18 protein-coding genes and 1 pseudogene are annotated in these 19,032 nt (G+C 70.9%); 8 read left to right on the top strand and 11 right to left on the bottom strand.

Translation table 11 applies throughout. The features are described from left to right. Position 1: 1 nt before the first annotated feature. A complete protein-coding gene (locus tag ACTIMO_RS15930) occupies positions 2-799 on the bottom strand; it encodes an SDR family NAD(P)-dependent oxidoreductase (protein ID WP_448183017.1) in 798 nt (265 codons plus the stop codon). A 101-nt stretch (positions 800-900) separates the two neighbouring features. On the opposite strand from ACTIMO_RS15930, the gene ACTIMO_RS15925 reads away from it, so the two are divergent. From ACTIMO_RS15925 to ACTIMO_RS15915, 3 genes are all read left to right on the top strand, one after another. Further along, positions 901-1,743 carry a helix-turn-helix transcriptional regulator gene (locus ACTIMO_RS15925; protein WP_448183016.1) on the top strand — a complete coding sequence of 281 codons (843 nt, stop codon included), beginning with the start codon at positions 901-903 and terminating at the stop codon, positions 1,741-1,743. An 81-nt stretch (positions 1,744-1,824) separates the two neighbouring features. Beyond that, a complete protein-coding gene (locus ACTIMO_RS15920) occupies positions 1,825-2,835 on the top strand; it encodes an adenosine deaminase (protein WP_448183015.1) in 1,011 nt (336 codons plus the stop codon). 117 nt (positions 2,836-2,952) lie between these two features. Then, positions 2,953-3,342 carry a hypothetical protein gene (locus tag ACTIMO_RS15915; protein WP_422390496.1) on the top strand — a complete coding sequence of 130 codons (390 nt, stop codon included), beginning with the start codon at positions 2,953-2,955 and terminating at the stop codon, positions 3,340-3,342. A gap of 98 nt (positions 3,343-3,440) precedes the next feature. On the opposite strand, the gene ACTIMO_RS15910 is transcribed toward ACTIMO_RS15915, so the two are convergent. The 5 genes from ACTIMO_RS15910 to ACTIMO_RS15890 all read right to left on the bottom strand — a co-directional run bounded on the left by ACTIMO_RS15910 (position 3,441) and on the right by ACTIMO_RS15890 (position 9,141). Continuing rightward, positions 3,441-4,658: a glycerate kinase family protein gene (locus ACTIMO_RS15910; RefSeq protein ID WP_055767828.1), complete on the bottom strand. Its 1,218-nt coding sequence runs from the start codon at positions 4,656-4,658 to the stop codon at positions 3,441-3,443. A 61-nt stretch (positions 4,659-4,719) separates the two neighbouring features. Beyond that, positions 4,720-6,249, bottom strand: a complete 1,530-nt coding sequence (locus tag ACTIMO_RS15905) for an SLC13 family permease (RefSeq protein WP_082471253.1) — start codon at positions 6,247-6,249, stop codon at positions 4,720-4,722. Continuing rightward, on the bottom strand, positions 6,246-6,905 hold the full coding sequence (locus tag ACTIMO_RS15900) for a response regulator transcription factor (RefSeq protein WP_448183014.1): 660 nt from the start codon (positions 6,903-6,905) through the stop codon (positions 6,246-6,248). Before ACTIMO_RS15900 ends, ACTIMO_RS15905 begins: the two co-directional genes overlap by 4 nt. Next, a complete protein-coding gene (locus ACTIMO_RS15895) occupies positions 6,902-8,578 on the bottom strand; it encodes an ATP-binding protein (protein ID WP_448183013.1) in 1,677 nt (558 codons plus the stop codon). The genes ACTIMO_RS15900 and ACTIMO_RS15895 overlap by 4 nt, the downstream gene beginning before the upstream one ends. Then, positions 8,578-9,141 carry a hypothetical protein gene (locus tag ACTIMO_RS15890; protein ID WP_448183012.1) on the bottom strand — a complete coding sequence of 188 codons (564 nt, stop codon included), beginning with the start codon at positions 9,139-9,141 and terminating at the stop codon, positions 8,578-8,580. Before ACTIMO_RS15890 ends, ACTIMO_RS15895 begins: the two co-directional genes overlap by 1 nt. Positions 9,142-9,373: 232 nt before the next feature. Between ACTIMO_RS15890 and ACTIMO_RS15885 the strand changes: the two genes are divergently transcribed. Beyond that, entirely contained in the window at positions 9,374-9,835 is a 462-nt protein-coding gene (locus tag ACTIMO_RS15885; RefSeq protein ID WP_448183011.1) for an NUDIX hydrolase, read from the top strand. Between the two features lie 23 nt (positions 9,836-9,858). Here ACTIMO_RS15885 and ACTIMO_RS15880 read toward each other — a convergent pair whose 3' ends face one another. After that, the gene (locus ACTIMO_RS15880) at positions 9,859-12,414 is read right to left on the bottom strand and encodes an MMPL family transporter (RefSeq protein WP_055767820.1); all 2,556 of its coding nucleotides are present in this window, start codon (positions 12,412-12,414) and stop codon (positions 9,859-9,861) included. Between the two features lie 44 nt (positions 12,415-12,458). After that, positions 12,459-13,145: a TetR/AcrR family transcriptional regulator gene (locus ACTIMO_RS15875; protein ID WP_157365746.1), complete on the bottom strand. Its 687-nt coding sequence runs from the start codon at positions 13,143-13,145 to the stop codon at positions 12,459-12,461. A 141-nt stretch (positions 13,146-13,286) separates the two neighbouring features. Here ACTIMO_RS15875 and ACTIMO_RS15870 point away from each other — a divergent pair, with 141 nt between their 5' ends. Beyond that, complete coding sequence (locus ACTIMO_RS15870) at positions 13,287-14,261, top strand: aldo/keto reductase (RefSeq protein WP_055767815.1); 975 nt, start codon at positions 13,287-13,289, stop codon at positions 14,259-14,261. Between the two features lie 27 nt (positions 14,262-14,288). Here ACTIMO_RS15870 and ACTIMO_RS15865 read toward each other — a convergent pair whose 3' ends face one another. Continuing rightward, on the bottom strand, positions 14,289-15,035 hold the full coding sequence (locus ACTIMO_RS15865) for a GAF and ANTAR domain-containing protein (protein ID WP_422390503.1): 747 nt from the start codon (positions 15,033-15,035) through the stop codon (positions 14,289-14,291). Between the two features lie 129 nt (positions 15,036-15,164). On the opposite strand from ACTIMO_RS15865, the gene ACTIMO_RS15860 reads away from it, so the two are divergent. Both ACTIMO_RS15860 and ACTIMO_RS15855 read left to right on the top strand, forming a co-directional pair. Continuing rightward, entirely contained in the window at positions 15,165-16,079 is a 915-nt protein-coding gene (locus ACTIMO_RS15860; protein ID WP_055767809.1) for a cation diffusion facilitator family transporter, read from the top strand. Between the two features lie 2 nt (positions 16,080-16,081). Then, the gene (locus tag ACTIMO_RS15855; protein ID WP_055769211.1) at positions 16,082-16,405 is read left to right on the top strand and encodes an ArsR/SmtB family transcription factor; all 324 of its coding nucleotides are present in this window, start codon (positions 16,082-16,084) and stop codon (positions 16,403-16,405) included. Positions 16,406-16,464: 59 nt separating this feature from the next. Here ACTIMO_RS15855 and ACTIMO_RS15850 read toward each other — a convergent pair whose 3' ends face one another. Both ACTIMO_RS15850 and exaC read right to left on the bottom strand, forming a co-directional pair. Then, complete coding sequence (locus tag ACTIMO_RS15850; RefSeq protein ID WP_055767806.1) at positions 16,465-16,890, bottom strand: DUF779 domain-containing protein; 426 nt, start codon at positions 16,888-16,890, stop codon at positions 16,465-16,467. Between the two features lie 11 nt (positions 16,891-16,901). Beyond that, complete coding sequence (gene exaC, locus ACTIMO_RS15845) at positions 16,902-18,425, bottom strand: acetaldehyde dehydrogenase ExaC (RefSeq protein WP_055767803.1); 1,524 nt, start codon at positions 18,423-18,425, stop codon at positions 16,902-16,904. A gap of 107 nt (positions 18,426-18,532) precedes the next feature. Between exaC and ACTIMO_RS15840 the strand changes: the two are divergent. Then, a pseudogene (locus ACTIMO_RS15840) lies at positions 18,533-19,032 on the top strand (hypothetical protein); the annotation flags it as partial.

Raw genomic sequence — 19,032 nt, 5'->3', positions numbered from 1 at the left:
CTCACGCTGCGCGCGTCGAGGAGATACCGCCGTCGACCGCGACGATACTCCCGTGCACCATGCGCGCCGCGTCCGAGGCCAGGAAGAGCACGCCGTCGGCGATGTCCTGCGGTTGCACCACGACGCCCGCCGGGGTGCCGGCGGTCATCGCGTCCAGCACGGCGCGCGCCCCCTCGTTGCCCGGCGTGAGCGTCGCGCCGGGGGACACGGTGTTCACCCGCACTCCCCGGGGGCCGAACTCCGCGGACCAGGACCGTGTCAGTTGCTCGACGGCGGCCTTCGTCGCCGTGTACAGGGCGGCGAACGGATGCCCGACCGAGGCCATCCACGACCCCACGTTGATGACCACCCCGCTGCCGCGCTCCGCCATCGCCGGCAGGATCTCCGCCGCCAGGACATGGGGGGCGCGGATGTTGACGGCGAGCATCGCGTCGAGGTCCGCATCGGCTAGGCCGGGCGTGCTGGGTGCCGGGTAGATACCGGCGTTGTTGACGAGGATGTCGATCCGGCCGCCGAGCAGGGCGGTCGCCGCTGCGGTGAAGGCGCGGAGGTCGGCGTAGGACCCACCGAGGTCGACGGCGAGGAAGCGTGCACTGCCGCCTCCGTCGTCGATCTCCTGCACGACCTCCCGGCCGCGCGTCTCGCTGCGGCCGGCCACCAGGACGGTGGCGCCCGCCGCTGCGAGGGTCCGGGCGATGGCCGCACCGATACCGCTGGTGGCTCCGGTGACGAGGGCCGTCCGGCCGTCGAGGAGGGCGTGCGTCGCAGGGGACGGTGAGGGTGAAGCGATGGATGTCATGGTCCTGTTCTAGTCCGGGAGGCGCGACAGGAACCAGAGCAGGACCAACCGGGGCACGGCAGGACCATGCCGGGCGAGCGCGTACGACCTAGGGTTGGACCATGTCTGCAGACCGGTCCCAGCTCGGCGCCTTCCTCCGCGCGCGCCGCGACGGCCTGACACCGGCCGACGCCGGCATGCAGGCCTTCCCCGGCCCCCGGCGGGTCCCCGGCCTCCGCAAGGAGGAACTGGCCGTCCTCGCGGGCGTGAGTGCCGACTACTACAGCAGGCTCGAGCAGGGCCGGCAGGCGAACGTCTCCCGCAGCGTGCTGGACGCGCTCGCGCGGGCGCTCCGGCTCGACGAGGTGGAACGCGCGCACCTGTTCGCGCTGGCCGACCCGACGCCCGCGCGGCGCACGCACACCCGCGACGCGCAGCGGCCGGATGCCGGACTGCTCCGCCTCATGACCACGCTCGACCACGTGCCCGCACTGATCCTCGGGCGCCGCGGGGAGGTCCTGGCGACGAACACCCTGCTCACCGCGGTCCTCCGCGACCTGCCGCCGTCCTCGTCGCTGGTCCGGTTCATGTTCTTCGACCCCGTGGCGCGAGAGCGGATCGTGAACTGGGAGCACTTCGCCGCCACCACCATGGCGGCCCTGCGCGGCGAGCTCGGCCGTCATCCGGAGGACTCGCAGCTGGTGGCCCTGATCGACGAGCTCCGCGCCGGGGATCCCGACGCCGCCCGCTGGTGGGCGGACCACAGCGTCCAGGACTACGCCTCGGCTCCCAAGCGCATCCTGCACCCGGTGGCCGGTGAACTGTCCTTCGACATCGAGACCGTCCTGCCTCCCCGGACCGCCGAGCAGGTACTGATCGTCTACACCGTGCAGCCGGACTCCCCGACCGCCCGCACCCTCCCGTTCCTCGCGAGCTGGAACGCGGACCAGCCGGCCGGGCGCTGACCCCGCTGCCCGTGCAGGGCCGGCACGGGACCACGACGGGCACGGCGCCCCCTGCCTCGCAGGCTCTCGTAGGCTGGGGTGATGCCCTCCCTGCCGCCCTGCGCCGAACTGCACCTCCACATCGAGGGGACCCTCGAGCCCGACCTCGTGTTCACACTCGCCGCCCGCAACGGCATCACCCTCCCCTACGCGGACGCCGCCGACCTGGCCGCACGGTACGACTTCAGCGACCTGCAGTCCTTCCTGGACCTGTACTACGCCACCATGGACGTGCTGCGGACCGAGGAGGACTTCGCGGACATGACGCGCGCCTACCTGCGCAGGGCGGCAGCAGCGGGCGTGCGCCATGCGGAGATCATGATGGACCCGCAGGCCCACCTAGCCCGCGGGATCCCGCTGAAGACATGTGTCGACGGCGTGGCCTCGGCCCTTGCCACGAGCGAGACCGAGTTCGGCATCAGCACCCTCCTCATCGCGGCTTTCCTGCGTGACAGGCCCGCTGCGGAGGCCCTCGTGGTCCTGCGTGACCTCATCGCGATGAAGGCGCCGATCGTGGGGATCGGCCTCGACTCGGCGGAGGTCGGCTACCCGCCCTCGCTCTTCGCGGAGGTGTACGACGTCGCCCGTACAGCCGGCCTCCGGTGCGTCGCCCACGCGGGTGAGGAGGGGCCGCCGTCGTATGTGTGGGAGGCCCTCGACGTCCTCCGCGTGGACCGGATCGACCACGGCATCCGGTGCCTCGAGGACGAGGCGCTGGTGGAGCGGCTCGTCGGGGACCGGGTGCCGCTCACCGTGTGCCCGCTCTCGAACGTCCGGCTCCGGGCGGTCACCGGCCTCGCCGACCATCCCCTCCCCCGCATGCTGGAGCGGGGCCTCAACGTCTCGGTCAACTCCGACGACCCCGCCTACTTCGGCGGATACGTGGACGACAACCTCGCCGCGGTGGAGGAGGTGTTCGGGTTCGGCCCCGCCGACCTGGCCCTGCTCGCCTCGAACTCCGTCCGGTCCGCCTTCCTCGGCCAGGCACGACGCGACCTGCTGCTCGGCGAGATCGAGGCCTGGCGCACCACGCGGTCGCCGTCCCCGATGTAGCGCGCCGGGCAGGACGGTGGAAGACTTCAGCTGATCACGCCTGCCGGCCTGCGCCCTGATGAAGGAGACACCATCGAGAAGGACTTCACGATCACCCAGGACGCCGGGATCGCCGAGGTGCTCTGGCGTCCGGGCATCGTGATCGGGCCTCCGGAACTCGACGTGCTCGCCAACACGATCACGCACGCGCCGCGCTGGCGGTCCCGTCCCTTGCTCATCCACCTGGACCTGGTCCGGCACATCACGCCGGACGCGCGCCAGATGCTCGTCGCCTACCACCACGCGGGACCGATCGCCCTCACGGGGAGCGATCCCGTGGACAGGGTGCTGGCCGCCTTCATCGCGCAGTCGAGGAGCCACACCCGGTACTTCGCCCGGACCGGTGACGCCCGGGTCTGGTTGTCCGGCGGGCATCTCGCAGGACTGCCGGTCAGGCTCCTGGACGGTCCGTCCGATCAGTTCCCGGCGGCGCACGGGGTCCTCGTGCCGGCGTCGGCCGAGTGGTGACGGACCACCACCGGGCCGGGTGCGGCGCGCGCCAGGGCCAGGGCCGGAGCCAGGGGTACCGCACCCACGGCGGGCCGGCAGGAGACCCCCGGTCGGTGTCAGGCGGACGGGCGGACGAGGCGTCGAGCGTCGATGGACGAGGACACCGCCGCACCCAGGAGGAGCAGCCGCATGGTGCGTTCCGTCGCCTCGATGAGGAGCTGCTCGCCGTTGGCCACGGCGTCCTCGAGGTTCATGGGGATGGTCATGATGGAGGCGATGGCGTCGATGCCGATGTCATGCACGTCCGGTGCTCCCTTGCCCAGCGACCCGGCGAGGGCCAGGACGGGGACTCCTGCGAGCTGTGCGCGGCGGGCGATCACGGCCGGCACCTTGCCGTTGGGGGTCTGGAAGTCGATCGCGCCTTCAGCGGTGATCACGAGGTCGGTGCCGCGCATCAACGTCTCGAGATCCAGCCCAGCGAGGCCGCTGTCGATGAGAGCTTCGAAGCGCGGCACCAGCTTCGCTCCGAGGGCGGCGAGTCCGGCACCGAGGCCCCCCGAGGCTCCCGTGCCCGGACCCGAGCGGTAGTCGACGCCGGTGGCCAGGCCGTCCCGCCCGAGCACCCGGGCCCACTGCCGCATGGCCTTGGCGAGGTCCTCCACCTGCTGCGGGGAGGCTCCCTTCTGCGGCCCGAAGACCCGTGCCACGCCCTTCTTGCCGCAGAGGACGTTGTGCTGGTTGCAGGCCACGATCAGGGTGGCCTCCTGCACGGCGGGGTGCAGGTCGGAGAGGTCCAGCCGGTCGGCGTCGATGAGCGCGGAGCCGCCGGCGGGGAGGACCCGGCCCTTGCTGTCGAGGACGCGGGCGCCGAGGGCCTGCAGGGCACCGGCGCCGCCGTCGCTCGTCCCGGAATCGCCGCACCCGATGATGATCGTGCGGAGTCCCTCGTCCAGCGCTGCGCGGATCAGCTCACCCACCCCGTAGGTGGTGGTGGCGCCCGGATCACGCAGCGTACGGGGGACGAGCCGGAGCCCGGCAGCGGCCGCCATCTCCACCACGGCCGTCCCCGCGGCACTGCCGCCGAGTCTCGCAAAGTGGGACTCCACCGGTTCGCCCACCGGACCGGTGACGTTCACCGGTACCAGCACGCCACCCGTTGCCGCGGCGAGGGTGGCCGCGGTGCCCTCACCGCCGTCGGCGATCGGCACCGCCGTGATCTGCACGCCGGGGAGGACGCGCCGGACACCGGCGGCGATGGAGCGGGCCACCGTCTCGGCGCTGAGGGATTCCTTGAAGCCGCTCGGGGCGATGAGTACGCGCTGGGGAACTGACATGGTGGTTCTCCTCGGGATGTGGCGGTCGGGATCGACGATGCAGGATCTGTCGTGCGGGTGGTCAGGGGAAGAGCGGGAGGCCCAGGAGCGGCCAGACGAGGAAACTGAAGAGCAGCACGAGGGCCACGTTGACGGGTGCCAGGAGCGAGGACAGGCGGAGCAGATCCCTGGCCGCATAGGTCTCGACGTCGTCCACGGCGGCGAACATGGCCACCGGCTTGGCCGAGCTCGTGAGGGTGTGGCAGAACCCGGCTGCGGCGGTGGAGGCGAAGGCCGCGGCCATCGGGTCCACGCCCACGGCCGGAGACAGGGCGATCACGATCGGGATCAGGACGGCCGAGCGCGCGGACCTGCTCTGGATGACCAGGTGGGCGAAGGTGGACAGCAGCACCACGAGGACCACGAAGAGGGGTGCCGCAGCCGCTCCCAGGGACCGGATCGGCTCCAGCACCCCGCCGGCCAGCCACTCGGCGGCACCCGTGGACACCAGGGCGTTGCCGAGGGCGAGGGTCGCGGCCATGAAGAGCAGGAGTGACCAGGGCACGGACTTGAGTCCCTTGGCCAGTTCCACGGAGCCGTAGCTCGGCGAGGCCGCGATCAGGGCCCCGATCAGTGCCACGAGGGCCGGGTCCAGCCCGTGCAGTGGCTCGGTGCACCACAGCACGACGACGGCCCCGAGCAGGAGGGCGGCCCGGGACTCGGCGACGGTCAGGGGCCCGGTGACGGGAGTGGCGGAGTGCCGCTCGAGGTCCCGGGCACTGATGCCCAGTCGCTCGGTGCGATCAGCAGCCGAGGTGAACATGCGCAGCACGATCTCGGCGCAGACGTGCGAGGCGACCAGCGCCAGCGGGAGGCCGAGCAGGAGCCAGGTGGCGAAGTCGAAGCTCTCCCCCGTGGCCGTCTCGAGGATCTGGCTCGTGATCAGGTGCGCTCCGGCCCCGAGGAACGATCCGACGGCCGAGAGCAGGATCACCGAGGGGAAGAGGATCGCCAGAGCCTTGATCAGGGCCTCCCGCTCCCCCAGGGCGTGCCGCAGGGCGAGGAAGACCGGCAGCGCCAGCGCGGCGCGGCCGGAGGTCGACGGGACCGCGAAGGTGGTGACCACGAGGGCGAGGGTGGCCAGGTGGGCGAGCTGCCGTGGCGTGGTCGCTCCCGCGATGATGAAGGCCGCGCCCCGGTTGGCGAGGCCGGAGGCTCGTACCCCTGCCGCGATCACGAAGGCGGCCAGGAGCAGCCAGATCGTCTCCTCACCCAGGGTCGAGAAGAGCGAGGCGGTGTCCATCGTGCCCGTGAGGACCAGGACGGTCGCCGCTCCCAGTGCGATATAGGTGTCATCGATGGCGGTGAAGATCCAGAACCACACGGCGAGGATGAAGACCATCAGCGTGACGGCCCCCTGCGGGGAGAGTCCCGTCCCGGGTTGCTGGGCGGCCAGGATGACGCCTGCTGCGATCAGGAGGCCTGCCAGGGCCGCCACCGCCCGGACGACGGTCCGGCGGACGGAGCCACCGGTCGTGGTGGACGACGGTGCAGCTCCGGAGGTCCCCGATCCTCGTGGCGGGGGCGTGGTGACGTGTTCGATCATGCTCATGGCAGCCGGTACCCCGCTCCCCTGATCGTCTCGATCCGCGCGGCACCGATCTTGCCGCGGAGGGCCCGGACGTAGACATCGACCACGTTCGATCCGGGGTCGAAGTTGTAGCCCCAGACGTGGTTGAGCAGCTGTTCGCGGGAGATGACGCGGTCCGGATGGCGCAGGAAGACCTCGAGGATCGCGAATTCGCGCGCTGTCAGTTCGACGGCCTCGTCGCCGATCCGCACGCGCCGGGAGTGGAGGTCGAGGGACAGCCCGCCGTGCTCGATCACGGCACCACCGGTCGCGGGAGCGTGGTCGACGAGGCGCAGCCGGATCCGGGCGATGAGCTCGGCGACGTGGAACGGTTTCGTGACGTAGTCGTTCGCGCCGCCCTCCAGCCCGGCCACCGTGTCCAGCGCACTGTCCCTGGCGGTCAGGACGATCACCGGTGTCGACACCCCCTCACCCCTGATCTGGGCGAGGACCTCGAACCCGTCCAGCAGTGGCAGGCCGATGTCGAGGATGATGAGGTCGAAGCCGGACGCCCGTGCCAGGAAGAGCGCGGTCTCGCCGTCGGCGGCGTGCTCGGTCGAGTAGCCGGCCGCCTGCAGTCCCTTCTGCACGAAGGATGCGACGTGAGGATCGTCCTCGGCGACCAGAATGCGGCTCATGGTGCTCCTTGCGGTGTCGTGCTCCCGATGGCGGGGAGCGAAGCGGTGACGGGCGTCGACTCGTGGTGCCCCGGCGCGCCGTCGCCGGCCGCCCGGACCCCGGGTGGGCCGGGCGGACCGGACGGCGGTTCCACCGCGGGCCGGTCCGTCGTGTTCTCCGGTGCGGGAAGCAGCAGCCCGAACGTCGCGCCGTTGCCGGGTTCGCTGCGCACCCAGGCTGAGCCGTCGTGGCCGTCGGCGATCGCCCGGACGATCGCGAGACCGAGACCGGCGCCCCCACGCTGGCCGGCGCTGCGTCTGTCAGCAGGCAGGGAGTTGGCAGAGCCGTGCTCGAAGCGTTCGAAGATCGCGGCAGCTTCCTCCTCGGTGACCCCAGGCCCGGCATCCGCGACCCAGATCCGCAGCCGGCGGTCAGGGCCGGTGCCCTCATAGGCGGAACCGATCCTGACGTCGGAATCCCCGGGGGTGTACTGCACGGCGTTCGCCCCGAGTTGGAGCACTGCCTGGGTGATCCGTTGGCTGTCGAGCGCGACAGTACCCTCCGCGACCTCCATGAGCAGCCAGCGCCGGTCACCGAGGGCCTGCATCTTCGCCTCGAGGTCCAGCATCAGGACGGCGACGTCCACCGGTGCCCTCTGGACGAAGTCGGGCCGTTCGGCCTTCACCAGCAGCAGGAGGTCGGACACGATCCGCGCCATCCGGGACAGCTCGCCGTCGACGAGCGCCAGGGTGGCGGCACGGCTCCGGGGATCATCGTCGATGAGCTCGAGGTGGCCGCGGATCACGGTGATCGGCGTCCGTAGCTCGTGGCTGGCGTCGTCGATGAAGTTCCGCTGCGTCACGTAGGCGTGCTCGAGCCGGTCCAGCATGTCGTTGAAGGTGGAGGCGAGGGCTGCGACATCGTCCCGGCCCTGCACCGGCACGCGCGCCGTGAGATCGGATTCGGTGATCTCGGTGGCCACGCGCCGCACGTCCCTGATCGGCCGCAGGATCTGGCCGGCGACCAGCCAGGCGATCCCCGCGGTGAACAGCAGTCCACCGAGCGCGACGAAGAAGATCACGGTGACGGTCTCCTGGACCTGTGCGTACCCGCCGCGGGTGAAGGCGGCGGTGATGAGCGTCCCGTCCTCGGTACCGGCCTCGACCTCCACCTTCCCCCAGCGCATGGGGCCGGCAGCCGTCTCCCGGACACCGGAGGCCGAGGGATCCTCACGGAGGTCCTGCAGCAGGTCCGTGTCGGCGGACAGCCGGTAGGCCTCGTTGTTGCCGCGTCCGGACGATCCGAGGTACAGCACCTCGTCACCGGTGACGCCGAGGATGACCTCCCCGGCCGACGCGTTCTGACGCGAGAGATACCGCTCGAGCAGCTCGCTGACGGACATGTACGGCTGCGCGGTCAGGGGATCCACGGCCTCACCGGCGAAGGTGGTGAACTCCTGGATCTCCTGCACCACGTCGTCGTTCGCATCCCTGTCCACGCCCGCGATCAGCAGTGACCGGACGGTGACGAGCAGCGCGATCAGCGCCAGGGCCGTGGTGAGGACGATCCATCCGACGATCCGCCACCGCGCGGACACCGGGGACCCACCGAGGGGTTTGGCGACCCGCCCGGCCGGGGACGGGTCCCTTACCGGGGCGGCCGCAGACCCGGGACCACCCGGTGGGGAGGCCATCAGTCCTCCCCGGTCGTGGCTGCGTCGTCGTCGATCTTCCCAGGGGCGAGCCCGTCCTCCGTGCCGTCATCGCCGTCGCCGGCTCCGTCGTCGCCGTCGTCGTCGCCCAGCACCTGCCGTTCCACCAGGCCGGGAGTCTCCTGCTGCGGCGGAGCGACGGGGGCGGGCACCGGTGCCGGCACCGGGGGGACCGGTGCCGGGCTCGGCTGAGGTGCGGCGGACGAGTCCGGAGCCGGGGCCGGCGGAGGCGTGGACGGTCCTGACGGCGCGGCCGCAGGTGGTTCGGACGCGGGCGGCGTCACGGCGGCGCCGTCGTCCACCCCGGAACCTGCCCCGGTGGTCCGGGCGAGATCGACCACCACCGTGCGCGGTTCCACCGGCGGCACCTCCGCGGGTCGGCTCAGGGCCTGGCTTCCCACGGCGAGGAGTGCCGGGACGGCGAGCAGCCCTCCTGCAGCGAGCACGCGGGGGATGAGGGACATCGGGACTCCTGGATGGTGGTGCGGTCGGGGCGTGCCGGCGACGGTCCCGATGCGGACGATCATCCACAGCAGGCGCTTCATCGCCATCACCTACTGTCGCGTACTCCCGTGACACCCCGATGAACCACGGATGAGGATTCCTTCATCCGGCGCCGGTCCAGCGGATTCCCGTCCTCCGCGCACCAGGACCCCGGTCGCTCACGCCACGGGCCGCTCCGTGGGCGGCAGGTACGCCCGGCGGCTGTCCACGCCCAGGACCATGTCCCCCGGGGCAGCGGGTAGCGTGGCAGGACGACGAGGGGAGGATCCACCGGTGGCCGATCCGTTGAAGCCCACGCGGGTCCGGGCCGCCGCCTACGTGCTGCGCGGCGAGGGCGCCGGACGCGAGGTCCTGGTCTTCGACCACGTGGACCACCCGGAGGCGGGCACGCAGGTACCCGGTGGCGGCGTCGACCCCGGGGAGACGCTCGACGAGGCAGCCCGCCGGGAGGTCCTCGAGGAGACGGGACTCACGGTGCGTGGCCCCCTGCTGGCCGTAGGCGTCTGCGCGACACCACCCGCCCCGCCGGTCCCGGACCAGATCACCGTCTTCTTCGCGGTGGAGACGGCGGAGCGGCGATCGTCCTGGGAGCACCGCGTCACCGGAAACGCGGCGGACCCCGGCTCGGACACCGGCCTGCTGTTCCGCTGCTTCTTCGTGCCGCTGGCGCGGGCACAGGAGGTCGGACGGGCGACGGGCAACGACCACCTCGCCTTCGCGCACCTGCTGCGCTGACGCGGGCAGCAGGTGCGCGTGACTCACGCCGGTACGGACTCCTTCGCCCGCTCCGGCTCCTCGCCGAGCAGCTTGGCGCCCTCCACGTCGACGTCGGGCAGGATGCGCTGCAGCCAGGCGGGAAGCCACCAGGCGTGCTTGCCGAGCAGGTACATGGCGGCCGGCACCAGCGTCATCCGGACCACGAAGGCGTCCAGCAGCACGCCGAAGGCCAGCCCGAAGCCGATCGGCCGGACCATGGCCAGGTGGGAGAAGACGAAGCCGGCGAACACCGACACCATGATGATCGCCGCCGCGGTGACCACGCGGGCGCCGTGGCTGAACCCGATGCGGACTGCGGCCTTCGGATCGTCGCCGTGGACGAACGCCTCGCGCATGCCGGACACGAGGAACATCTGGTAGTCCATCGCGAGACCGAAGAGCACGCCGATCAGGATGATGGGCAGGAAGCTGAGGATGGGCCCGGGGTTCGTGACGCCGAAGAAGCCGCCGAGCCAGCCCCACTGGTAGATCGCCACGGTGGCCCCGAAGCTCGCGAGCAGTGAGAGCAGGAAGCCCGCTGTGGCGATGATCGGGACGAGGATGGAGCGGAAGACGAGCAGCAGCAGGATCAGCGAGAGACCCACGACGATCCCGAGGTACACCGGCAGCGCCTCCATGAGCTTCGCGGAGACGTCGATGTTCGCCGCCGTCTGCCCCGTGACGGCGATGGCGACCCCCGTCTCCTCCTCGAAACGGTTGGTCTCGGCGCGGAGATCGCGGACGAGGTTCTCCGTGGTCTCGCTGGCGGGGCCCTCCTCCGGGATCACCTGGAAGATCGCCGTGCGGCCGTCCTCGCTGACCGTCGCGGGGACGGAGGCGGCGACGTCGGGCACGTCGAGCAGGAGGTCGTTGACGTCCAGGCGCAGTGCCGTCTGCTCCGCCTCGGTGGCGGTCTCGGGTAGCGAGCCGACGACGATCAGCGGGCCGTTGGTGCCGGCGCCGAACTTCTCGCCGATGGTGCTGTAGGCCTGGAACGCCGTGGAATCGGCGGGTTCCGTTCCGCCGTCGGGCAGACCGACCCGCAACTGGGCGGCGGGGATGGCGATGACGCCGAGCAGCAGGACGCCGGCGAGAACCGTCAGGACCGGCTTCCGGGTGACCAGCCCGCCCCAGCCGGCGCCCCTGGCGGCACGCTCGTCGGCGAGGGAGGTGCCGCCGTCGGCCGCGACCGGCGTGGCCGCCGAGTGCTTGTGTCCGCGGGCCTTGGCCCAACGGCGCTTGGACACGACACGACGCCCCATCAGGGCGAGCAGGGCCGGGGTCAGGGTGAGGGCCACCAGGACCGACACGGCGACCGTCCCGGCTGCGGACAGGCCCATCACGGTCAGGAAGGGCAGACCGGGGACGGCGAGCGCGGCGAGCGCGACGATCACGGTGATCCCGGCGAAGAGGACGGCATTGCCCGCCGTACCCGTGGCCCGGGCGATGGACTCCTGCAGCTCCATGCCGTGCAGGAGCTGCGTCCTGTGCCGGTTGACGATGAACAGCGAGTAGTCGATACCGACCGCCAGCCCGAGCATGAGCGCGAGGACGGGCGAGATGCTGTTCATCTCGATGATGCCGGACAGCGCGAAGGTCAGGCCGACGCCGACACCCACGCCGATGACCGCCATCAGCAGCGGCAGCCCGGCGGCGATGAGCGTGCCGAGCATGAGGACGAGGACCACGGCGGCGACGGCCAGGCCCACGGCCTCGGTGGCGCCGACGATCCCGGAGACGTCCTCGACGATCTCCTTGCTGTAGTCGACGGTGACACCGGACGCCTCCGCCTCCGCCGCTGCCGCCTGCACGGCCTCCCGCAGTTCCGGCGAGACCCCGTTGATCTGCTGCTCGAACTGCACGCTCGCGACACCCGTGGACCCGTCCTCCGAGAGGAGGCCGACGCCCGAAGACGCGTCGAGCTGCCGCTGCGCCAGATCGAGTTCCGTGCGGCCGGACTCGAGCTGCTCGCGGCCCGCCTCGAGTTCCGTGCGGCTCGCATCCAGCTGGTCCTGGCCCTGGGTGAGCTGCTGCTCGGTGGCGGTCACCTGCTGCCGTGGCAGCTGCGCGCGGGCCTTCTCGAACTGGTCACGCTGTGCGTCGAGGTCCGCCTGGCCCTGCGCGAGCTGCTGCTCGCCTGCGGTCAGCTGCTCCTCGCTCGCCTCGAGCTCGGTGCGTCCCGCCTCGAGCTCCTCGGCACCGGCCGCCACCTGGTCGGCGACATCGAACGGATCGACGACGCCGCGGATACCGTCGAGGTCGGCGGTGTCCGCGAGGGCCGACTGCACGCCCTCACGCTGTTCTGCGGAGAAGGGTGCACCGTCGTCGGTCGTGAAGACCACGGTGCCGGTGCCGCCCACCGCCTCGGGCAGCTCCTCCCTGAGCCTGTCGGAGATCCGCTGCGACTCCGTGCCGGGGATGGTGAAGTTGTTCGTCAGGGTGCCCGAGAACGCCACGGCGGCGCCACCCACGGCGAGCATGATGGCGAGCCACGCGGAGATGACCCACCACCGCCGACGGAACGCGAAGGAGCCGAGCCGATAGAGCAGGAATGCCATGGGGGTCCTCAGGGGAAGAAGCGGTGATGCGGACGGGTGGAGGGTCAGACGGGCTGACCGGGCGAAGCGTGCGTGTCCCGAGCGGTGGACGGGGCACCGGAGGCGACGGGTTCGGAGAACCCGTCGCGGAGCATGGAGAGCGCGGCGAGGATGCGGGCCTCGAGCTGTTCGCCGGAGTCCTCCGCATCCTCCGCGGTGGTGGCAGCCCAGTCACGCACGGCCGCCTTGGTGCAGGAGAGCACCGATCCGACGAGCGCGGTCAGGTACAGGTCGCCGGTGACGGACCCGAGCCTGCGGCGGAGCGCTTCCGCGATCAGCACCTCCGCACGTTCCCAGGAGTGGAGCTGCGCCCGCAGGAGTTCCGGATTGGTGTCGGCCATGCGGAAGAGCTCACCGTGCTGGGACAGCCCCTCCATCCGCGTGGTCTCGCTGAAGGCCCGGATGATGGATTCGAAGAGGGGCTCGCCGGCCGGCATGCTCCCGAAGACACCGAGGGCCAGTTCGAGGAAACCGTCCATGCGCACGGTGAGGGCATCCTCGGCGCTGTGGAAGTAGTTGAAGAAGGTACGGCGGGAGACACCGGCGCGTTCGGCGATCTGGTCCGCGGTGAAGGCACCCGGGCCCACGGAGCGAGCCAGGTCGAAGGCGGCGTCCGCGATGGCACGCCGGGTGTCGATCTTGTTCCGCTCGCGGCGGCCCATGGGCTCCGCATCATCCGTCGTTCTCAGCACGGTCCCAGCGTAGGCGAATAATTGCACACCGTGCAATCAGGGCTCGGCGGGGGAACTCCCGGCCCATGGTCGGGCCGCCGGGCGTACTCTGGCCCGGAGTGCTGACACCTCCCCTCCTCCCCATCAATGAAGGCGAATCCCATGAAGACCATCACCCTCGGCGCCGGCCTCGGCGTCTCCCGGCTCGGACTCGGCTGCATGGGCATGTCCGCGTTCTACACCGGCAGCGGCATGGACGACGCCGGGGCGACGACGACGCTGCACCGCGCGCTGGACCTCGGCGTCACCTTCTTCGACACCGCCGAGATGTACGGCCCCTACGCGAACGAGGAACTGCTGGGCCGGGCGTTCCGTGGCAGGCGTGACGGGATCGTCATCGCGACGAAGTTCGGGACCATCCGGCATACCGTCGACGACGCGCGGGGCCTCGACGGCAGCCCGGAGAACGTGCGCCTCTCGGTCGAGGGCTCGCTGCGGCGGCTGGAGACGGACTACATCGACCTCTACTACCAGCACCGGATGGACCCCTCGGTCCCCGTCGAGGACACCATGGGGGCCCTCGCCGATCTCGTGCACGAGGGCAAGATCCGGCACATCGGACTTTCGGAGGCCGCGCCGGACACGATCAGGCGGGCGAACGCCGTGCACAGGGTGACCGCGCTGCAGACCGAGTACTCGCTGTGGAGCCGCGATCCGGAACGCGAGATCCTGCCCCTCGTGCGGGAACTCGGCATCGGGTTCGTCCCCTACTCGCCGCTGGGTCGGGGATTCCTGACCGGCACCATCCGATCGGTGGACCAGCTCGACGCCGAGGACTTCCGGCGCAACAACCCCCGGTTCGCCGGGGAGAACCTGCAGGCCAACATCCGCATCGTGGAGCAGGTGGACGAGGTCGCACGCCAGATCGACGCGACGCCCGGTCAGGTGGCGCTCGCCTGGCTGCTCGCGCAGGGGGACGACATCGCCCCCATCCCCGGGACCAAGCAGGTGCACTACCTCGAGGAGAACGTCGCGGCCGACGCCCTCGCCCTGACGGCGGATCACCTCGCCGCGCTCGACGACGTCGCAGCGCCTGTCGGCGACCGCTACGAGGACATGTCCGGCGTCGACCGCTGAGAGGGTCCTGCGCGGCGATCGTCCGCCTCAGCCCTGGCCGCCCCGCGTGAGGGGCAGGCGCCCCGAGTGGGCGAGTTCGTCGGCCACCGCGAGCAGTTTGACGTTGGTGTCCGCCGAGACCTGGACCAGCATGATGAACGCCTGCCCGGCGGTGATGGCGTACCGCTCCATCAGGATGCCCTTCGCCTGGCCGATCAGGTCACGCGTGGCGATGGCGTCCTTGAACTGGTGCAGTTTCTGGGCATCGGCGAAGGCGACGGCAGCGTGCGCCGCGACGAGCAGCCCCACGTACTCGGACTCCTCGGTGAAGGCGTTCGGCGCCCGCCCGACGAGGTTGAGGGCGCCGAGGTTGTCCCCTTCCACGAAGAGCTGGAAGGAGAGCATGCTCCCGGCGCCGGCCCGGGCGGCTTCCGCCGAGAACTCGGGCCAGCGGTCCTCGTCCCGGAGATCCGGCACCCTGACCGTCTGCTCGTCGTAGACGGCGCTGAGGCAGGGACCTTCCCCGGTGCGCTCCTGCAGTTCGTCGAGGACCTGTGCGAGCCGGCCCGACGGCGCCCGCGACTCGACGCGCCGCCGCCCGGTGACGAGGGTGATCGAGGCTTCGTCGGCCCCGGGGACCAGGTCGATGGAACCGGGGACCAGGCGTTCGAGAACGGCGTCCTCGGAGTCCTCCCGCTGGAGGGAACGTGCGAGTTCGCTCAGCCTGCCGGCGACGTCGTCCTGCGGCAGGGTCCAGCCGTCGCCACGTCCGTCCGGGCCGTCGTCGGGAACCATCGAGTTCTCCTGCCATGATCGGCACCTCGCTGTGGGTGGACGAGCCACCCGGCCGGCGGCCGCGGACCCTCACCGTACCAGCGCACGCAATCGGTCGCCGCGATTCAGCTGTCGCTGTACTATCGGGGGATGGGCTCCCATCACCACCACGCTCCGGCCAGGGCACCCCGCGGCCCGCTGGCCGGCGCCCTCGGTATCACCCTCGCCGTCTTCGTCCTGCAGGTCGCGGGCGCTCTCTGGACCGGGAGCCTCGCGCTGCTCTTCGACTCCGTCCATGTCCTGACGGATGCCGCCGGCCTCGCGATGGCTCTCGGCGCGGCGTCGCTGGCCCTGCGCCCCGCGACCCCGCAGCGTTCTTGGGGCTTCCGGCGCGCCGAGGTGATCGCAGCCCTGCTGCAGGCGGCCTTCCTGCTCGCCGTGGGTGCCTATGTCCTCGTCGAAGGGGTCCGGCGCCTCATCACACCGGAGGACGTCGCCGCACCGCAGATGATCGTGTTCGGCGTCGTCGGGCTCGCGGGGAATCTCGCCGCCCTCGGGATCCTCTCCCGGCACCGTGCGGCGAACTTCAACCTGCGCGCAGCCTTCCTCGAGGTCCTCAACGACGCCCTCGGGTCCGTCGCGGTGATCGTCGCGGCGGTGGTCATCACCCTGACCGGCTGGATGAGGGCCGACGCCGTGGTCGCGATGCTCATCGGGGCGCTGATCATCCCCCGGACGGTCCGACTCCTGCGCGAGACCATCGACGTCCTGCTCGAATCGACGCCGGCGGGGATCGACCTGGCGGAGGTGCGGGACCACATCGCCCGCCTGCCGCAGGTCCGCGATGTGCACGATCTCCACATCACGCAGATCGCGACCGGCCTGCCCGTCCTGACCGCGCACATCGTGGTCGACGACGCCTGCTACCGGGACGGATCCGCCCACGCGGTGCTGGACCAGCTGCAGGAATGCGTGGGCCGGCACTTCGAGGTCGGCATCGACCACTGCACCTTCCAGATCGAACCCGCCGGGCATGTCCCCCACGAGACGGAGCTGTCCCACTGATGCTGCTGACCCTGACCTCCACGTCCGTGCTCGAACGCGTGGGCACGGCCCTCTCGGACCCAACCCGCGTCCGCATCCTGGTGGTACTACGGGACTCCCCCGCGTACCCGAGCGACCTCGCGGACGCCCTCGGCGTCAGCAGGCAGAGTCTCTCCAACCACCTCTCGTGCCTGCGGGGGTGCGGGTTGGTCGTCTCGGTCCCCGAGGGCCGTCGGTCCCGCTACGAGCTCGTGGACCCGAAGCTCGGCCACGCACTCACGGACCTCCTCGGGATCGTGCTCGCCGTGGACCCGGGCCACGAGGGGCACGCCCACCCCACGGACTGAGCCATGACGGCAGGAGGACCCGGAGGGTTCGGCCCTCCGGGTCCTCCTGTCTCCGTCCCCTACTGCATCAGCCGGGACCGGATGAGGAACCTCTTTCCCTCCGGCGCCTCGACCGAGAACCCGCTGCCCCGACCCGGCACCACGTCGACGGTCAGGTGGGTGTGGCGCCAGTACTCGAACTGCTCCCGCGACATCCAGAACTCGATGAGGCGGGACCCGCCGTCGCCCTCGGCCGATGCGGCATCCCTGCCGGCCGGGCCCGCGGAGATGTCCAGCACCCCCAGGAGCACGTCGGCCTCCGCGGTGATGAACTCCCCTGCCGGGTAGCACATCGGTGACGAGCCGTCGCAGCACCCGCCGGACTGGTGGAACATGAGCGGCCCGTGGATGAGCCAGAGCTTGTCCAGCAGCTCGACGGCGCTGTCCGTCAGGGCCACCCGGGAAACGGTGTCACCCGGGATGGTCACTGATGCCTCGACGGTCATGGCGTCTCCTCCTAGAAGAACCCGAGCTTGGATTCCGAGTAGCTGACCAGGAGGTTCTTGGTCTGCTGGTAGTGGTCGAGCATCATGGCGTGGTTCTCGCGGCCGATGCCCGAGGACTTGTACCCACCGAACGCGGCTCCCGCCGGATACGCGTGGTAGTTGTTCACCCACACCCGGCCGGCCTGGATCTCGCGGCCCGCCCGGTAGGCCACGTTCCCGTTCCTCGACCAGACACCCGCGCCGAGCCCGTAGAGGGTGTCGTTGGCGATCTCCATCGCCTCGGCATAGTCGTTGAACCGCGTGACCGAGACGACCGGCCCGAAGATCTCCTCCTGGAACACCCGCATGTTGTTCGTCCCCTCGAACACGGTGGGCTTCACGTAGTAGCCCTCGGCGAGGTCGCCGTCGAGCATGTTGCGCTCGCCGCCGATCAGGACCTTCGCGCCCTCCTGCGTGCCGATGTCCATGTAGGAGAGGATCTTCTCCAGCTGGTCGTTCGAGGCCTGGGCGCCCACCTGCGTGTCCGTGTCCAGCGGGTTGCCCTGCACCATCTTCTCCACACGGGCGATCGCGTCACTCATGAAGGAGTCGTAGATGGAGCCCTGCACGAGGGCGCGCGACGGGCAGGTGCACACCTCGCCCTGGTTGAGCGCGAACAGGGCGAAGCCCTCGAGGGCCTTGTCGTAGAAGGAGTCATTGCTGTCCGCGACGTCGGAGAAGAAGATGTTGGGGCTCTTGCCTCCGAGTTCCAGCGTCACCGGGATGAGGTTCTGGCTCGCGTACTGGCTGATGAGGCGGCCCGTGGTCGTCTCCCCCGTGAAGGCGATCTTGCGGATGCGCTTGCTGGAGGCGAGCGGCTTGCCGGCCTCGACCCCGAATCCGTTGACCACGTTCACCACGCCTGCCGGCAGGATGTCGCTGATCAGCTCCATGAGGACCAGGATCGACGTCGGCGTCTGCTCGGCGGGCTTCAGGACGACGGCGTTGCCTGCGGCGATGGCCGGCGCCAGCTTCCAGGTGGCCATCAGGATGGGGAAGTTCCACGGGATGATCTGCCCGACGACACCGAGCGGCTCGTGGTAGTGGTAGGCCGTCATGTCCTCGTCGAGCTGGGACAGGTGGCCCTCCTGCGCGCGGATGGCGCTGGCGAAGTACCGGAAGTGGTCGACGGCCAGCGGCATGTCGGCCGCGAGTGTCTCACGGACGGGCTTCCCGTTGTCCCAGGTCTCGGCCACCGCGAGCATCTCGAGGTTCTCCTCCATCCGGTCCGCGATGCGGTTGAGGACGGACGCACGCTCGGCGACGGAGGTCTTGCCCCACGCGGGAGCGGCCTTGTGGGCGGCATCGAGGGCGAGGTCGATGTCCTCGGAGGTACCGCGGGCCACCTCGCAGAAGGCCTTGCCCGTCACGGGCGAGATGTTCTCGAAGTACTGGCCCTTGATCGGTGGTGCCCACTCACCGCCGATCCAGTTCTCGTAGCGCGGCTTGAAACTGACCTTCGATCCATCCTGGCCAGGCTGGGCGTAAACAGTCATTGTCCAACTCCTTGAACTCCGTGTGTGCAGGACGTCGTCGTCCCTGCTGCACAGCGTAGGAGCCCGATGGTTGCATCAACGTTGCATCCCCGGATCAGCCCTCGGTGGTGGATCCCTCGTCCGGTTCCTCCGCAGGTGCGCCCGGCTTCCTCGCCGCCGGGTCATCGGCCGGAGCACCCTCGACGGGAGCCTCCGGATCGGCGCAGGGATCCTCGCTGGCCGGCTCCACCCCGGGATCGGTTCCGGCGGGATTCGTGGCGGGCGAAGCACCAGCGGTCGGTGCGGCGGCGACGGGTTCCGCCGGAGCATCTGCCGTCCGCTGCTCGGCGTCGACGGGATCCGTGGCGCAGGGCGGCTCGGTCGGGTCGACGACGGGCGGCTCCGTCGGGGCCGGGGTCACCGGCTCCGTCGGGGCAGGCACCGGCGTAGCGGTCGGGCTCGGCGCCGGCGTAGCGGTCGGGCTCGGCGTCGGTGTGGCGCTCGGCGTCGCAGACGCGGTCGGCTTCGGCGTCGCAGACGCGGTCGGCTTCGGCGTCGCAGACGCGGTCGGCTTCGGCGTCGCAGACGCGGTCGGCTTCGGCGTCGCAGACGCGGTCGGCTTCGGCGT

This window comes from Arthrobacter sp. CP30 (assembly GCF_053470025.1).
Note: the sequence above shows the minus strand (reverse complement) of the source record. Positions and strands in the feature narration are given on the sequence as shown.